Source organism: Streptomyces hygroscopicus, from assembly GCF_026168105.1.
GTDB classification, from domain to species: Bacteria; Actinomycetota; Actinomycetes; order Streptomycetales; family Streptomycetaceae; genus Streptomyces; species Streptomyces hygroscopicus_D.
Genome location: NZ_LBMW01000051.1, coordinates 1 through 15091, shown reverse-complemented (window position 1 = coordinate 15091; position 15091 = coordinate 1). Strand labels below are relative to the sequence as shown.

Sequence of the window (15091 nt, the reverse complement as noted above, 5' to 3'; positions counted from 1 at the left end):
CTTCACCTCAACGTAGTCATCGGCAGTCGGCAAGACCGTATCGTCCACATTCACCTCGCGAAGCTGCCCACGATGGAGATCAGGATGTAGACGATGATCATCAGTACGAAGAAGGACAGGTCGAGCGCCACGCCCCCGAGACGCAGCGGCGGGATGAACCGCCGCAGAAGCTTCAGCGGTGGATCAGTGACAGTGTAGGTGGCCTCCAGAACGACCACCATCGCCTTGCCGGGTTGCCATGAGCGGGCGAACTGGAAGACGTAGTCCATGACCAACCGGAAAATCAGCACGACAAGGAAGCACATCAGCGCGACTTTGATGACGTCCAAGACCACGCCCATGATCCGTGCTTCCCTCTCCCCTGTTCCCGTGCATCTTTCCGGTGGTGCGTCTCAGCTCTGGTTGAAGAACCCGCCCTCTGCGATGCGGGCCTTGTCCTCCGCCGTGACATCGACGTTAGCAGGAGACAACAGGAACACCTTCTGCGTCACCCGCTCAATGCTGCCGTGAAGACCAAACACCAATCCGGCCGCAAAGTCGACAAGTCGCTTCGCATCTGTGTCATCCATCTCAGTCAGATTCATGATCACCGGAGTGCCCTCACGGAAGTGTTCCCCGATGGTACGGGCCTCGTTGTAGGTCCGGGGGTGAAGCGTGGTGATCCGGTACGGCTCTCGTTCGGACACGACCTTGGGCATGATCACCGGCGCGTTCTTCTCCAGGCTCTGGCGTTCTTGTGTGATGGATGCCACGGGGGCGATGCGAGCCGGACGCCCAGATTCCGCGGGGAGCGAAGCGGATTGGGGCACCGGCTCGCGCTGCGCGGGCGGCTGGACGACTCGCACCGATTCATCCCTTTGAGGCTGAAGTGCCTGGTGCGACTGGTGAGGCGGTTCATGCCGCCTGCGGTCCCGCTCCGGCTCCGGGTCGAGTTCGGGCTCGAAGTCGTCGTCGGGGTCGAATCCCCTGCCGTCGTACCCATCGTCCTCCACGAGGCCGAGGTAGACCGCCATCTTGCGCATCGCGCCGGCCATGCTCTGAGTCCTCCGCTCTGTGGTGGATCGGCTGACGACTGCCAAGTGCCCGCGATCCACGAGGTCGTTACGCCCGCCTATCAGCGGTAATGACCATATTTTCTGCTGTGGTCCGACTTCCTGGCGACGTTACCCGAGCCTGGGGCGGACTCCGAGTACCGCGGTACCGACGCGCACATGTGTCGCCCCGGCCGCCACGGCCTGCTCGAGGTCCGCACTCATCCCTGCCGAGACCATGGTTGCAGTCGGATGGGCTCGGCGCAGGTCAGTCGACAAATCCATCAACCGCCGGAAAGCCGCCTCTTGGCGTCCCGCGTACTCCCCGGTGAGCGGCGCGACGGTCATGAGCCCGTCGAGCCGCAGTCCCGGGGCGTTCGCGACGAGGTCGGCCAACTCTTCGATTCCTCCAGGTGCCACGCCTCCGCGCTCCCCCCGTCCGCTCGCGCCCGCATCGAGCGCGACCTGGAGCAGACAGCCCACCTCGCGCCCGGCCCGCACCGCCTCCCTCGACAGTGCCGTCACAAGCTTGGAACGATCGACGGACTGCACGAGACCTGCATAACCGACCACGGATCGCACCTTGTTGGTCTGCAATTGACCAACAAAATGCCAGGTGAGTGGCAGATCCGAGCATGCGGCTGCCTTGGGGGCCGCGTCCTGGTCGCGGTTCTCGGCCACGTGGCGCACACCGAGTTCCGACAGAATCCTCACATCGTCGGCGGGATAGGTCTTGGTGACCACGATCAGGGTCACCTCCTCCCGCTTACGGCCGGCCGCCCGGCAGGCGGCGGCGATGCGGTCCTCCACCTTCGCGAGGTTTGCGGCGATGTGATCCCTACGGTCCGTCATGCCCCATCAGTCCAGCCAGACATAGCCTGCGAGCCGCCCGGTGGTGCGGTCGCGTCGGTACGAGAAGTGGTCGCCCGACTCCAGCGTGCACACCGGCGACTGCGCCCGGTCGCGCACCCCGAGCCGTTCGAGCTGGGCGTGCACACCGGCAGTCACATCGACCGCGGGAGTGCCCCAGCTGGTCTCGGCGTGCGCCGCCGGCTCTGCGGCGGACACCTCGGCGCGCATCGACTCCGGCACCTCGTAGCACCGACCGCAGACCGCGGGCCCCGTGCGGGCGACGATCCGGGACGGCTCGGCGCCCAGTTCCATCATCGCGCGGACGGCGGCGGGCACGACTCCGGCGACCATGCCGGGCCGGCCCGCGTGGGCGGCGGCCGCGATGCCCGCGACGGGGTCGGCGAGCAGAACGGGCGTGCAGTCGGCGGTGAGCACGGCGAGGGGGAGTCCGCGGCGCGCGGTGACGATCGCGTCCACCTCGGGCACCGGCTTCGCGCCCCAGGGCTCGTCGACCACCGCGACGTCCGGTCCGTGCACCTGGTTCATCCAGACCACCCGGGCCGCGTCGAGTCCCAGCGACCGCGCCGCCAGTTCCCGGTTGGTGCGCACGGCGTCGGGGTCGTCACCGACCGCACCGCCGAGATTGAGCTCCTCGTACGGAGCGGCGCTCACCCCGCCCCACCGGTCGGTGAAGGCGAAGTGCGCGCCGCTCACGGTGTCGTGCTGTCCTATCACTTGAGGAAGTCCGGTACGTCCAGTTCCTCGGCGGCGCTGTCCGAATAGGTCCGCGACGGCGGGACCACCGGAGGGGCGACCGGGAGGTCGCTCACCGGCTCCGGCTCGGGCGCCTCCTTCGGCGTGACGCTGCCGAGCGAGCCGAAGGACGGACGGCTCTCCGCGGGCCGGACCGGCTCCTCGCGCTGCTTGGCGGAGGACGAGCCGAGGACGTTCTCCCGCTTGGCCGGAGGCTGGCCTCCGTCGAAGCCGGCGGCGATCACGGTGACCCGCACCTCGTCACCGAGGGCGTCGTCGATGACCGCACCGAAGATGATGTTGGCCTCGGGGTGCGCGGCCTCGCTCACCAGCTGGGCGGCCTCGTTGATCTCGAAGAGGCCGAGGTCGGAGCCGCCGGAGATGGACAGCAACACACCGCGGGCGCCGTCAATGGACGCCTCGAGCAGCGGCGAGGAGATCGCCATCTCGGCCGCGGCCACGGCGCGGTCGTCGCCGCGCGCCGAGCCGATGCCCATGAGGGCCGAACCGGCCTCGGACATGACGGACTTGACGTCCGCGAAGTCCAGGTTGATCAGGCCGGGGGTGGTGATGAGGTCGGTGATGCCCTGCACACCCGAGAGCAGGACCTGGTCCGCAGACTTGAAGGCGTCGAGGACGGAGACCTGGCGGTCCGAGATGGACAGCAGCCGGTCGTTCGGGATGACGATGAGGGTGTCGACCTCTTCGCGCAGTTCGGCGATGCCGTCCTCGGCCTGGTTGGCGCGGCGCCGCCCCTCGAAGGTGAACGGGCGGGTGACCACGCCGATGGTGAGGGCGCCGAGGGAGCGCGCGATGTTGGCCACGACGGGCGCGCCGCCGGTGCCGGTGCCGCCGCCTTCACCGGCCGTCACGAAGACCATGTCGGCCCCCTTGAGGACCTCCTCGATCTCCTCGCGGTGGTCCTCGGCGGCCTTGCGTCCGACGGCCGGGTTGGCGCCGGCGCCGAGTCCGCGGGTGAGTTCACGGCCGACGTCGAGCTTGACGTCGGCGTCGCTCATCAACAGAGCTTGCGCGTCGGTGTTGATGGCGATGAACTCGACGCCCTTGAGACCGACCTCGATCATCCGGTTGATGGCATTGACACCACCGCCGCCGACACCGATGACCTTGATGACTGCGAGGTAGTTCTGCGGTGCTGCCACGTCGAAGGCCTCTCGCCTCGAATTACGTTGCCGTCGTCTCGCGGGTGCCCCGCGATCCGACGGCAGATGCCGAATGGGACGGTCCGAACGCCGACCCGAACCCTAACCCTGAAGTTTAGGGTTACCAGTATGTCTGTTCCTTGGACTCTTCCGAACAGGACACTAAGTCGACAAGTGGCGCACGTTCAACGAACACGCCGAACCTCCCGTTTTTCTTTTCACCCTATGTGATCAGCCATAGGGGTGCCCAACCAGGGTGCTGGCCTGCGCGAATGTGCGTCAACTCCCCGATGACGCAGGGGCGGTGGGAACACTGACGTCGAAGTGCCGGGCCCGGGAAGCCGCTTTCATCAGCGCCGTCAGCGTGGTCGACTTCGCGACACCCTTCTCGTCACTGCCCCACAGCACGCTTCGGCCGCCCGTCAACTCCAGCGAGACGGAGTCGTACGAACGGACCTTGACGGTCCGTGTGTCGCGGGCGACGGCGGCCGGAATGTCCCGGGCCACGCGGGCCGCCTCACGGAGCAGCCGGTCGGTGCCGAAACGGCCCTGGCCGACCGTCCGAGGCACCGTCAATTCCAGTACGGGAACGCCCACCGGAGGGTGTGAAACCGTGGCGAAACGTACGCCTTCTCCGTCCACTTCGACGAACTTTCCACCTTTTCCGACGACCAGGACCGGCGTACGTTCGGTCACTTTCAGACCGATTCCATGGGGCCAGGAACGAACGACGTCAACCGAGTCGATTCGGGACAGCTTCTGGCGCAGACGCGCCGCGATCGCATCGGTGTCGAGGGAGACGAGCGGCGTACCGAGCCGCACGCCTGCGGCCTCGCGCACCTCGGCCTGGGTCAGGACGCGCGTGCCGGAGACGGAGACCCTCTGCACGCGCAGCCACGGGGAGCCGTACAGCAGCCAGATGGAACCGCAGCCCGCCAACACCACCGCCAGCAAAAGGATGATGAGCATACGAGACCGGAGCAGCCGCCCGGGGCGGGGCGGCCGGGGCGAGCCGGACCCCAGATGCTTCCGTTCGCCGCGCTCGGCGGTCGTCGATCCGGCCACGCGCCCTCCTTATTCGTGGCTCGGTTCGCCTCCGGGGCGCTCCAGCCGGTGTCGAGAGCCCGACCGTGCTCAGCCCTGCGGGCCTCCGCGCGCTCGACCTCTCGACACCGGCGCGTCCCTTCGGCTCACTCGCCGATGTGCGTTACTGGCGGTGGCGCGAGGCCATCGCCTCGTACACCATGCCGACGAGCAGGTCGTCGGCGTCCCGGCGGCCGAACTCGCCGGCGGCACGGGACATCTGGTAGAGCCGGTGCGGGTCGGCGAGCACGGGCAGGACATTCTGCTGGACCCACTCGGGCGTGAGCTCCGCGTCGTCGACCAGCAGTCCGCCGCCGGCCTTGACCACCGGCTGGGCGTTCAGCCGCTGTTCGCCGTTGCCGATGGGCAGCGGGACGTACGCGGCCGGGAGCCCGACGGCGGAGAGCTCGGCGACGGTCATCGCGCCCGCACGGCAGAGCATCATGTCGGCCGCCGCGTACGCGAGGTCCATACGATCCAGGTACGGTACCGGGATGTAGGGGGGCATTCCCGGCATCTGGTGCACCTGTGGCAGTTCGTTCTTCGGGCCGACCGCATGCAGGATCTGGACACCGGACTGCTGGAGGTACGGGGCGGCCTGCTGGACCACCTCGTTGAGCCGGCGGGCGCCCTGCGAACCGCCGGAGACCAGCAGCGTGGGCAGATTGGGGTCGAGCCCGAACGCGGCACGGGCCTCCGGACGCACGGCCGCGCGGTCCAGGGTGGCGATGGTGCGGCGCAGCGGGATGCCGACGTAGCGGGCGCCTCGCAGCTTGCTGTCCGGAGTGGAGACGGCGACCTGGGCCGCGTACCGGGAACCGATCTTGTTGGCCAGGCCGGGGCGCGCGTTGGCCTCGTGGATGACGATCGGCACACCGAGGCGCTTGGCGGCCAGATAGCCGGGCAGGGCGACATAGCCGCCGAAGCCGACGACGACGTCCGCCTTCGTGCGCTCCAGGATCTGCTCGGCGGCCTTGATCGTGCCGCGCAGCCGCCCGGGGACCGTGATCAGCTCAGGGGTGGGCTTGCGTGGCAGGGGGACGGCCGGGATCAGCGCGAGTTCATAGCCGCGCTCGGGTACGAGCCTGGTCTCCAGGCCGCGCTCCGTGCCCAGGGCCGTGATCCCCACGGTCGGATCCTGCCTGCGCAGGGCGTCCGCGAGGGCGAGCGCGGGCTCGATGTGGCCGGCGGTCCCCCCACCGGCGAGTACGACATGCACCGAAATTCACCGCTCTCCGGACGAACGCGCCGCCGAGGCACGCCGTCGCATCGTGTTCCATCTCCGAGGTCCCTGAGGTCCTCCAGCCCGCTTTCTACCAAAGCGGGGTTGCCGCATGGCAAGCGCCGCCCGCGCAGCGGGCTCGTCGCGCGCGAACGCGATCAGCAACCCGATGGCGAACATGGTCGGCAGCAGGGCGGATCCCCCGTAGGAGAACAGCGGGAGGGGGACACCGGCGATCGGCAGCAGGCCGAGCACCGCACCCATGTTGATCACCGCCTGAGCGATGATCCAGGTTGTCACGCCTCCCGCGGCGTACCTCACGAAGGTGTCCTCCGTGCGTCCGGCCACGCGGATACCCGCATAGCCTAGAGCCGCGAAGAGGGCGACCACCGACAGCGTCCCCGCGAGGCCCAGTTCCTCACCGGTGACGGCGAAGATGAAATCGGTGTGCGCTTCGGGTAGTTGGCCCCATTTTTCCACACTCGCACCGAGTCCTGAACCGAAGATTCCGCCCGACGCGAGCGCATAGATGCCGTGCACACCCTGCCAGCAGATGTCATTGGGTCCGGGATCGGTGGCGCCGATGCAGGCGAGCCGGTTCAAACGGTGCGGGCTGGTCTCGATGGCGAGGGCGCCGAGCACCGCGGTGACGGCCAGCACGCCGACGAACAGCCGGGTGGGCGCACCGGCCATCCACAGCAGCCCGAACAGGATCGCGGTCAGGATGATCGTCGTTCCCATGTCCCCGCCGAGCATGATCAGCCCGAGCAGCAGGAACGTCGCCGGGACGAGCGGTACCAGCATGTGCTTCCACTGGCCGAGCAGCCGCTTCTCCTGCTTGCGGGCCATCAGGTCGGCGCCCCACAGCACGAGCGCGAGTTTGCCGAACTCACTGGGCTGGATCTGGAAGGAACCGCCGAGCGAGATCCAGTTCCGGTTGCCGTTGACCGCCATCCCTATCCCCGGAACCTGCACCAGGATCAGCAGGAAGAGGCCGCCCGCCAGCATCGGGTACGCCAGCGCCCGGTGCAGCTTCACGGGCATCCGCGCGGCGACGAGCAGCAGCACGGCCCCGATCGAGGCCGCCAGGAACTGCTTGCGGAAGAAGAACGACCCCGGCAGTGATTTCTGCAGGGCGGTGATCTGCGAGGCCGAGTAGACCATCACCAGGCCGAGCACGGTGATCAGCAGACTGGCGCCGAGGATCACGTAGTAGGCGGTGAGGGGCCGGTCCCAGGCGCGCCGGGCACGGATGAGCAGCCGGACGACGGGGCCGCCGGCGGGGCGCGGGGCGGAGGGCCGCTCGACGGTCCGCTGGGCGGGGGGACGGCCGGTTCGGCTGCCGGGCATCATCGATCACCGCCGCTGCGGGAGAACGTCCCGCCGGAGCTCCCCCCAGGCCCTCGGGGCACAGGAGGAACGAGGGGCCGGCACTCCGCCGTGCCGACGGGGGGCACCCTCCGGCGAACCACCGGCCACATCCGAGTCACGCGTCCCTCCAAGGGTCCCGAGCACCCGCCGTGGCCGAGACCCGCAGTCAGGCGCCGACGCCGAGTTCGCGAACCGCCTCAGCGAAAGCGTCTCCGCGCTTGTTGTAGTTCGTGAACATGTCCATGGAGGCACAGGCCGGCGCCAGCAACACCGTGTCGCCCGCCCGAGCGAGCCCCCGCGCCTCCCGCACCGCCGCACGCATCGCCCCAGTGTCGGTCCGTTCGAGGTCGACGACGGGTACTTCCGGCGCGTGTCGCGCAAGGGCTTCACGGATCAGGGCACGATCCGCGCCGATGAGCACCGCGCCCCGAAGCCGCTTCGCCGACTTGACGACCAGCTCTTCGAAGGCCGCGCCCTTGGCGAGGCCGCCCGCGATCCACACGATCGACTCGTACGCCGCCAACGAGGCTTCCGCCGCATGCGTGTTGGTCGCCTTGGAGTCGTCGACGTACGCGACGCCGTCCACGTCCGCCACGTGCGCGATGCGGTGGGCATCGGGCGTGAAGGCCCGCAAGCCGTCCCGTACGGCCGTGGCGGGCACCCCGAAGGCGCGGGCGAGCGCCGCCGCAGCAAGGGCGTTGGCGATGTTGTGCGGGGCCGGCGGGTTGACGTCGGAGACCTCGGCCAGCTCCTGGGCGTTCTTCTGCCGGTTCTCGACGAAGGCCCGGTCGACCAGGATGCCTTCCACGACGCCGAGTTGGGAGGGCCCCGGAGTGCCCAGCGTGAAGCCGATGGCCCGGCAGCCCTCCTCGACGTCGGCCTCGCGCACGAGGTCCTCGGTGGCCTTGTCGGCCACGTTGTACACGCACGCGATCCGGTTGCCCTCGTAGATGCGGCCCTTGTCGGCGGCGTACGCCTCCATGGAGCCGTGCCAGTCGAGGTGGTCGGGCGCCAGGTTGAGCACGGCGGCGGAGTGGGCGCGCAGCGACGGCGCCCAGTGGAGCTGGTAGCTCGACAGCTCCACCGCCAGGACGTCGTACTGCTCCTCGCCGAGCACGACGTCGAGCAGGGAGACACCGATGTTGCCGACCGCGGCCGTGCGCAGGCCCGCCGCCTCGAGGATCGAGGCGAGCATCTGGACGGTCGTGGTCTTGCCGTTGGTACCCGTGACCGCGAGCCACGGGGCCGCGTCGGGTCCCCGCAGCTGCCAGGCCAGCTCGACGTCGCCCCAGACCGGGACGCCCGCCTCGGCGGCGGCGGCGAACAGCGGCTTGTCGGGCCGCCAGCCGGGGGCGGTGACGATCAGTTCGGTGCCCTCGGGCAGGGTTGCGCCGTCGCCGAGGCGGACGGTGATGCCCAGCGCTTCCAGCTCCGCGGCCTGTGCCCGGGACCGCTCGTCGTCGCCGTCGTTGACGACGGTCACGAGCGCTCCGAGCCCGTGCAGCACCTTGGCCGCCGGGACCCCGGAGACGCCGAGGCCCGCGACGGTGACGCGCTTCCCCTGCCAGTCGGTCACTTTTCCGCTGCCCATCCTGCGTAGAAGATGCCCAGTCCGACGACCACGCAAATGCCCTGGATGATCCAGAACCGGACCACCACAAGGACCTCGGACCAGCCCTTGAGCTCGAAGTGGTGCTGGAGCGGGGCCATCCGGAAGACACGCTTCCCGGTGAGGCGGAACGAGCCGACCTGGATGACGACGGACATGGTGATCAGGACGAACAGACCGCCGAGGAGCGCGAGCAGCAGCTCGGTGCGGGAGCAGATCGCCAGGCCCGCGAGGGCACCGCCCAGCGCGAGGGATCCGGTGTCGCCCATGAAGATTTTGGCGGGTGAGGTGTTCCACCACAGGAAGCCCAGGCAGGCGCCCATCAGCGCCGAGCTGACGATGGCGAGGTCGAGCGGGTCGCGCACCTGGTAGCAGGCCGACGGGTTCGTCAGGGTCATCGCGTTGGCGCAGGACTCCTGGAACTGCCAGACACCGATGAAAGTGTACGCGCCGAAGACCAGCACGGAGGCGCCGGTGGCGAGGCCGTCGAGACCGTCGGTGAGGTTCACGCCGTTCGACATCGCCAAAATCATGAACAGCGCCCAGATGACGAACAGCACCGGGCCGATGGTCCAGCCGAAGTCCTGCACGAAGGAGAGCTTGGTGGAGGCCGGGGTGTTGCCGTGGCTGTCGGCGAACTGCAGCGCCAGCACCGCGAAGGCGATGCCGACGATCAGCTGTCCGGCCATCTTGGCCTTGGCCCGCAGGCCCAGCGAGCGCCTCTTGACGATCTTGATGTAGTCGTCGAGGAAGCCGACCAGGCCCATGCCCGCCATCAGCGCGAGCACCAGCAGCCCGGAGAAAGTCGGCGCGTAGCCCGTGATCACCTTGGAGAGGAAGTACGCGGCGATCGTCGCCAGGATGAAGGCAATGCCGCCCATGGTCGGCGTGCCGCGCTTGCTGTGGTGCTCGCGCGGGCCGTCGTCGCGGATGTACTGCCCGTAGCCCTTGCGGGCCAGCAGCTTGATCAGCAGCGGGGTGCCGATCAGGGTCAGGAAGAGGCCAATGACTCCCGCGAACAGGATCTGCTTCATCATCGGGCGGCAACCTCACCCTCGGCACCGGTCTCGAGCAGCGCCTGCGCCACGCTCTCGAGCCCGACCGACCGGGACGCCTTCACGAGTACGACGTCTCCCGGGCGCAACTCGCTGCGCAACAGGTCGACCGCCGCCTGTGCGTCGGACACGTGCACCGACTCCTCACCCCACGAACCCTCGTTATATGCGCCCAGTTGCAGCCAGGACGCTTCCCTGCCCCCGACCGCGACGAGCTTGCTGACGTTGAGCCGGACGGCGAGCCGTCCGACCGCGTCGTGCTCGGCGAGCGCCTCGTCCCCGAGTTCGGCCATCTTGCCGAGCACCGCCCAGGTCCGCCGCCCCTTGCCCATGGCTGCCAGCGCGCGCAGTGCGGCCCTCATGGACTCGGGGTTCGCGTTGTAGGCGTCGTTGACGATCGTCACGCCGTCCGGGCGCTCGGTGACCTCCATCCGCCAGCGGGAGAGGGAGCCCGCCTCGGAGAGCGCGAGGGCGATCTCGTGAGCGGACATGCCCAACTCATGGGCGACGGCGGCCGCGGCGAGCGCGTTCGACACGTGGTGCTCACCGTACAGGCGCATGGTCACGTCGCTGCACCCGGAGGGTGTGTGAAGGCTGAACGCGGGCTGTCCGCTGTCCGTGAGTCTCACGTTCTCGGCGCGTACGTCCGCTTCGCCGGACTCTCCGAAAAGGATCACCTTCGCCTTTGTACGGGAGGCCATCGCCCGTACGAGCGGATCGTCGGCGTTGAGGACCGCGACGCCGCCGGCGTCCGACGCGGGCAGGCTCTCGACGAGTTCGCCCTTCGCCTGTGCGATCTGCTCACGGCCGCCGAACTCGCCGATGTGGGCGGTGCCCACGTTGAGCACCAGTCCGATCCTCGGCGGGGTCAGGTCGGTGAGGTAGCGGATGTGGCCGATTCCGCGGGCGCCCATCTCCAGGACGAGGAACTTGGTCTCCTCGGTCGCGCTGAGGGCGGTGAGCGGCAGCCCGATCTCGTTGTTGAGCGAGCCGGGCGTCCACACCGTCGGCGCCCTGTGCTGGAGCACCTGGGCGATGAGGTCCTTGGTGCTTGTCTTGCCCGCGGAGCCGGTGAGCGCCACGAGGGTGGCTCCAAGCCGCTGCACGACGTGGCGCGCCAGGGCGCCGAGGGCGGCCTGTACGTCGTCCACGACGATCGCGGGCACGCCGACGGGGCGGGACGCCAGGACGGCGGCGGCACCGGCCCGGACGACCGCTGGCGCGAAGTCGTGTCCGTCCACACGCTCGCCCGCGAAGGCGACGAAGAGGCTGCCGGGCTCCACCTCGCGGGAGTCCCGGACGACCGGTCCGGTGACCTGGACGGACGGATCCGGTATGTCATGCGTCTGCCCGCCGACGACTGTGGCGATCTCGGCGAGGGAGAGGGCGATCACAAGTTCATCCCTGGGTCTGCTGGATAGCTTCGCGAAGCACCTGGCGGTCGTCGAAGGGACGGACCACTCCGGCGATGTCCTGGCCCTGCTCATGGCCCTTGCCCGCGACCAGCACGGTGTCCCCTGGCCGCGCACGGGCGACGGCCGCGGCGATGGCGGCGGCCCGGTCCTCGAAGACCTGCACCTCGCCCCGTTCGTGCGCCGGTACGGACGCCGCGCCCTCGAGCATGGTGGCGAGGATCGCGAGGGGGTCCTCGGAGCGGGGGTTGTCGGAGGTCAGTACGGCGGTGTCGGCGAGCCGGGCCGCGGCGGCACCCATCGGGCCGCGCTTGGTCCGGTCGCGGTCGCCGCCGCAGCCGAGCACGACGTGCAGCTTGCCCCCGGTGACCTTGCGCAGGGCACGCAGCACCGATTCGACGGCATCGGTCTTGTGGGCGTAGTCGACCACCGCGAGATACGGCTGTCCGGCGTCCACGCGCTCCAGGCGGCCCGGGACCCCCGGTACGGCGGCGACGCCGTCGGCGGCCGTCTGCGGGTCGAGACCTGCCTCGGCGAGGGCGACGACAGCGGCGAGCGTGTTCGCCACGTTGAAGGGGCCCGGGAGCGGCGACTTGGCGGCGATCCGCTGGTCCTTGGGGCCGATCACGGTGAACGTGGAGTCCAGCGGGCCGATCCGGACGTCCTCGGCGCGCCAGTCGGCGTCGGGATGGCCCTCGGCGGAGAAGGTGACGACCGGGACACCGGCTTCTTTCACGAGCCTGCGGCCGTATTCGTCGTCGTGGTTGATGACGCCGAGCCTGCTGCGTTTCTCCGTGAACAGCTGCGCCTTTGCCCGGAAGTAGTCCTCCATGTCGGAGTGGAACTCCATGTGCTCCGGGCTGAGGTTGGTGAAGACGGCGATGTCGAAGACACAGCCGTCGACGCGGCCGAGGACCAGCGCGTGGCTGGAAACCTCCATGGCGACCGCCTCGACCCCGCGCTCGCGCATGACGGCGAACAGAGCCTGCAGGTCGGTGGCCTCGGGGGTGGTTCGCTCGGACTTGATGCGCTCGTCGCCGATGCGCATCTCGACGGTGCCGACGAGTCCGGTGCTGCGGGCTGTCCTCAGACCGCCCTCGACGAGGTAGGCCGTCGTGGTCTTGCCGGAGGTGCCGGTGATGCCGATCTGGAGCAGATCACGGCCGGGGCGGCCGTAGATCGTGGCCGCCAGTTCGCCCATCCGCCCGCGCGGGTCGTCGGTCACGAGGACCGGGAGCCCGGTGGCCGCGGCGCGCTCGGCGCCGGTCGGGTCGGTCAGTACGGCGACCGCGCCGAGACCGGCCGCCTGGGTGACGAAGTCCGCGCCGTGGAGACGGGCGCCGGGCAGGGCGGCATACAGATCGCCGGGGCGGACGGCGCGCGAGTCGTGGGTGATGCCCGTGACCCCGGCGGCGCTCTCCGGCGCGGTGACACCCAGCTGACCGGCGAGCTCCGCGAGGGGTGTGGCGGAGACGTGGGCCGGCCGCGGCGGTCCCGGATATGTCATGGAACCGGCCTTCTGACTGGTGTGGAACTGATCAGCGTGTGGCACGGCGGTGAGCGTACCCGCCGCACCCCCGCCGGAGCGAAGTGAGGGCGGGAGCGGGGTCTGGTTCCCGGGATCGGGGGTGATCGTTGTCACGAGCTCGTTCCTGGTCGTTCTGTCCCGTAGTGCTGATCATGGCGTGAACGTCACGGGGAGGTTCGCGGCCCCGGCCCCGGTGGGCGGGACCTGGAGCGTCTTCAGGGCGAACTCCATCACCTGCTTGAAGATGGGGCCGCAGATCTGGCCACCGAAGTAGCTGCCCTTGGTGGCGTTCTGGATCGCGCAGTAGACGGTGATGCGCGGGTTGTCCGCCGGCGCGAACCCGGCGAAGGACGACGTGTAGCCGCGGTACTTGCCGGTGGCCGGATCCACGCGGTTGGCCGTACCCGTCTTGCCCGCGACGCGGTAGCCGGGAATGCGCGCCTTGATACCGGTGCCCTGCTCGTCGTCCACGACGGACTCCAGCATCTGGGCGAGCGTCTTCGCCGTGCTGTCGCTGACGACCCTGGTCTTCTTGGGCTCAGGGCCCGGCGTGAACCGGCCGTCCGGGCCCTTGGTGCCGCGTACCAGGGTGGGCTCGACACGGACGCCGCCGTTGGCGATGGTCGAGTAGACCGAAGCGGCCTGGACCGCGTTGATCGACATGCCCTGGCCGAAAGGAATCGTGTACTGCTGCGAAGTGGACCACTTGCCGGGCGGTGCGAGGATGCCGTTCGTCTCGCCCGGGAAGCCGAGTCCGGTCGGGCTGCCGATGCCGAACTTGCGCAGGTACGAGTAGAGGATCCGGTTCGCCTCCGGCTGCGTCTTGCCGAGCTGTCCGGCGGCCAGGATGGTGCCGATGTTGCTGGACTTGGCGAGGACGCCATTGAGCGTCAGATACCAGGTCCCGTGGTCGACGTCGTCCTGGAACAGCCGGTCACCCCGGTGCAGCCGGTTGGGCACGGTGACGTGCGTCATCGGGGTGGCGGCGTTCTCCTGCAGCACGGCGGCCATCGACATGACCTTGGCCGTGGATCCGGGCTCGTACGCGTCCTGGAGGGCCGCGTTGCCGAGGGCCGCCGGTGTGGCGCCCGAGAGGTCGTCGGGGTCGAAGCCGGGCGCGTTCGCCATGGCCAGGATCTGGCCGGTCCGGGTGTCCTGCACCACCACGTAGCCGCGGTCCGCCTTGGACTTCTGCACCTGGTCGGTGATGGCGCTCTGGGCGGCCCACTGGATGTCACGGTCGATGGTCAGCTCGATGTCGGAGCCCGCCACGGCGGGCGTCTCGGCGGAGCCCGCGGTCGGCACCAGACGGCCGCCGGACTGGGCGTAGCGGATCTTGCCGTCCTTGCCGGCCAGTGCCTTGTTGAGCTCCTGCTCGATGCCGCCGCCCCCCTTGCCGTCGGCGTTGACCCAGCCCAGTATCCCGGCGGCGAGGTCGCCGTTCGGGTAGACGCGCTTGGTGGTGGGCTCGGCGAGCACGCCGGCGAGGACGTTGACCGTGGTCCTGTCGGTGCGGCCCTTGGCCGCGAGTGTGTTCTTCAGGTCCTTGATCTGCTGCCAGACCTGGGGGGTCCGGCGGTGGGCCAGCACGACGTAGCGGGTGTGCGGGGTCCTGAGTTTCTGGGCGACGGAGGCGGAGTCCTGGCCGAGGATCGGGGCGAGGAGGGCGGCGGCCTGCTCGGGGGCATCCGCCGTCCTGGTCGCCTCCGGTGTGAACAGCGTCGGGTCGGCGGTGATGTCGTACGCGTCCACGCTGGTCGCCAGTTCGACGCCGTTGCGGTCCGTGATCTGGCCGCGTACGGCGGCCAGGGTGCGGCCGACATAGCGGTTCTGGTCGGCCTTGGCGGCGTATGCGCTCGCGTCCACGGCCTGCACCTGTACCAGCCGTACGACGAAGGCGAGCATGACCAGCGTCAGGGCGAGACCGACCATCCGCAGCCGGGGGCGCGGGCTGCCGAGCCGGATGGTGCGCGGGGCCGGGCCACGGGCCGGGGCCGGGCGGCGCGCGGGGC

13 protein-coding genes are annotated in these 15091 nt (G+C 69.5%); all 13 read right to left on the bottom strand.

The window, feature by feature from the left end; genetic code table 11:
• Positions 1-50: 50 nt before the first annotated feature.
• Positions 51-341 carry a YggT family protein gene (locus tag AAW14_RS32655; protein WP_265568047.1) on the bottom strand — a complete coding sequence of 97 codons (291 nt, stop codon included), beginning with the start codon at positions 339-341 and terminating at the stop codon, positions 51-53.
• Positions 342-392: 51 nt separating this feature from the next.
• Positions 393-1034, bottom strand: coding sequence for a cell division protein SepF (gene sepF / locus AAW14_RS32650; protein ID WP_055491830.1), 642 nt, complete (start codon positions 1032-1034; stop codon positions 393-395).
• Between the two features lie 129 nt (positions 1035-1163).
• Entirely contained in the window at positions 1164-1883 is a 720-nt protein-coding gene (locus AAW14_RS32645; protein ID WP_265568046.1) for a YggS family pyridoxal phosphate-dependent enzyme, read from the bottom strand.
• A 6-nt stretch (positions 1884-1889) separates the two neighbouring features.
• Positions 1890-2618 carry a peptidoglycan editing factor PgeF gene (gene pgeF, locus AAW14_RS32640; RefSeq protein WP_265568045.1) on the bottom strand — a complete coding sequence of 243 codons (729 nt, stop codon included), beginning with the start codon at positions 2616-2618 and terminating at the stop codon, positions 1890-1892.
• A complete protein-coding gene (ftsZ, locus tag AAW14_RS32635) occupies positions 2615-3799 on the bottom strand; it encodes a cell division protein FtsZ (protein WP_265568044.1) in 1185 nt (394 codons plus the stop codon). Before ftsZ ends, pgeF begins: the two co-directional genes overlap by 4 nt.
• 279 nt (positions 3800-4078) lie before the next feature.
• Positions 4079-4864, bottom strand: a complete 786-nt coding sequence (locus AAW14_RS32630; RefSeq protein WP_265568043.1) for a cell division protein FtsQ/DivIB — start codon at positions 4862-4864, stop codon at positions 4079-4081.
• A gap of 142 nt (positions 4865-5006) precedes the next feature.
• Positions 5007-6101 carry an undecaprenyldiphospho-muramoylpentapeptide beta-N-acetylglucosaminyltransferase gene (gene murG, locus AAW14_RS32625; RefSeq protein ID WP_265568042.1) on the bottom strand — a complete coding sequence of 365 codons (1095 nt, stop codon included), beginning with the start codon at positions 6099-6101 and terminating at the stop codon, positions 5007-5009.
• A 6-nt stretch (positions 6102-6107) separates the two neighbouring features.
• Positions 6108-7454, bottom strand: coding sequence for a putative lipid II flippase FtsW (gene ftsW / locus AAW14_RS32620; RefSeq protein WP_265568041.1), 1347 nt, complete (start codon positions 7452-7454; stop codon positions 6108-6110).
• Between the two features lie 187 nt (positions 7455-7641).
• Complete coding sequence (gene murD / locus AAW14_RS32615) at positions 7642-9066, bottom strand: UDP-N-acetylmuramoyl-L-alanine--D-glutamate ligase (protein ID WP_265568040.1); 1425 nt, start codon at positions 9064-9066, stop codon at positions 7642-7644.
• Positions 9048-10121, bottom strand: a complete 1074-nt coding sequence (gene mraY, locus AAW14_RS32610) for a phospho-N-acetylmuramoyl-pentapeptide-transferase (protein ID WP_265568039.1) — start codon at positions 10119-10121, stop codon at positions 9048-9050. The genes murD and mraY overlap by 19 nt, the downstream gene beginning before the upstream one ends.
• Positions 10118-11533 (bottom strand): UDP-N-acetylmuramoyl-tripeptide--D-alanyl-D-alanine ligase, encoded by a 1416-nt coding sequence (locus AAW14_RS32605; protein WP_265568038.1) that lies wholly within the window; start codon positions 11531-11533, stop codon positions 10118-10120. Before AAW14_RS32605 ends, mraY begins: the two co-directional genes overlap by 4 nt.
• 4 nt (positions 11534-11537) lie before the next feature.
• On the bottom strand, positions 11538-13193 hold the full coding sequence (locus AAW14_RS32600; RefSeq protein ID WP_265568037.1) for a UDP-N-acetylmuramoyl-L-alanyl-D-glutamate--2,6-diaminopimelate ligase: 1656 nt from the start codon (positions 13191-13193) through the stop codon (positions 11538-11540).
• A gap of 36 nt (positions 13194-13229) precedes the next feature.
• Positions 13230-15091: peptidoglycan D,D-transpeptidase FtsI family protein (locus AAW14_RS32595; protein WP_265568036.1), on the bottom strand; the 1862-nt coding region annotated here is incomplete at its 5' end.

Excerpts from the sequence above, each read along its gene's own strand:
- AAW14_RS32655 (WP_265568047.1), bottom strand. The coding sequence starts at position 341 with ATGGGCGTGGTCTTGGACGTCATCAAAGTCGCGCTGATGTGCTTCCTT.
- murD (WP_265568040.1), bottom strand. The coding sequence starts at position 9,066 with ATGGGCAGCGGAAAAGTGACCGACTGGCAGGGGAAGCGCGTCACCGTC.
- AAW14_RS32645 (WP_265568046.1), bottom strand. The coding sequence starts at position 1,883 with ATGACGGACCGTAGGGATCACATCGCCGCAAACCTCGCGAAGGTGGAG.
- ftsW (WP_265568041.1), bottom strand. The coding sequence starts at position 7,454 with ATGCCCGGCAGCCGAACCGGCCGTCCCCCCGCCCAGCGGACCGTCGAG.
- mraY (WP_265568039.1), bottom strand. The coding sequence starts at position 10,121 with ATGATGAAGCAGATCCTGTTCGCGGGAGTCATTGGCCTCTTCCTGACC.
- sepF (WP_055491830.1), bottom strand. The coding sequence starts at position 1,034 with ATGGCCGGCGCGATGCGCAAGATGGCGGTCTACCTCGGCCTCGTGGAG.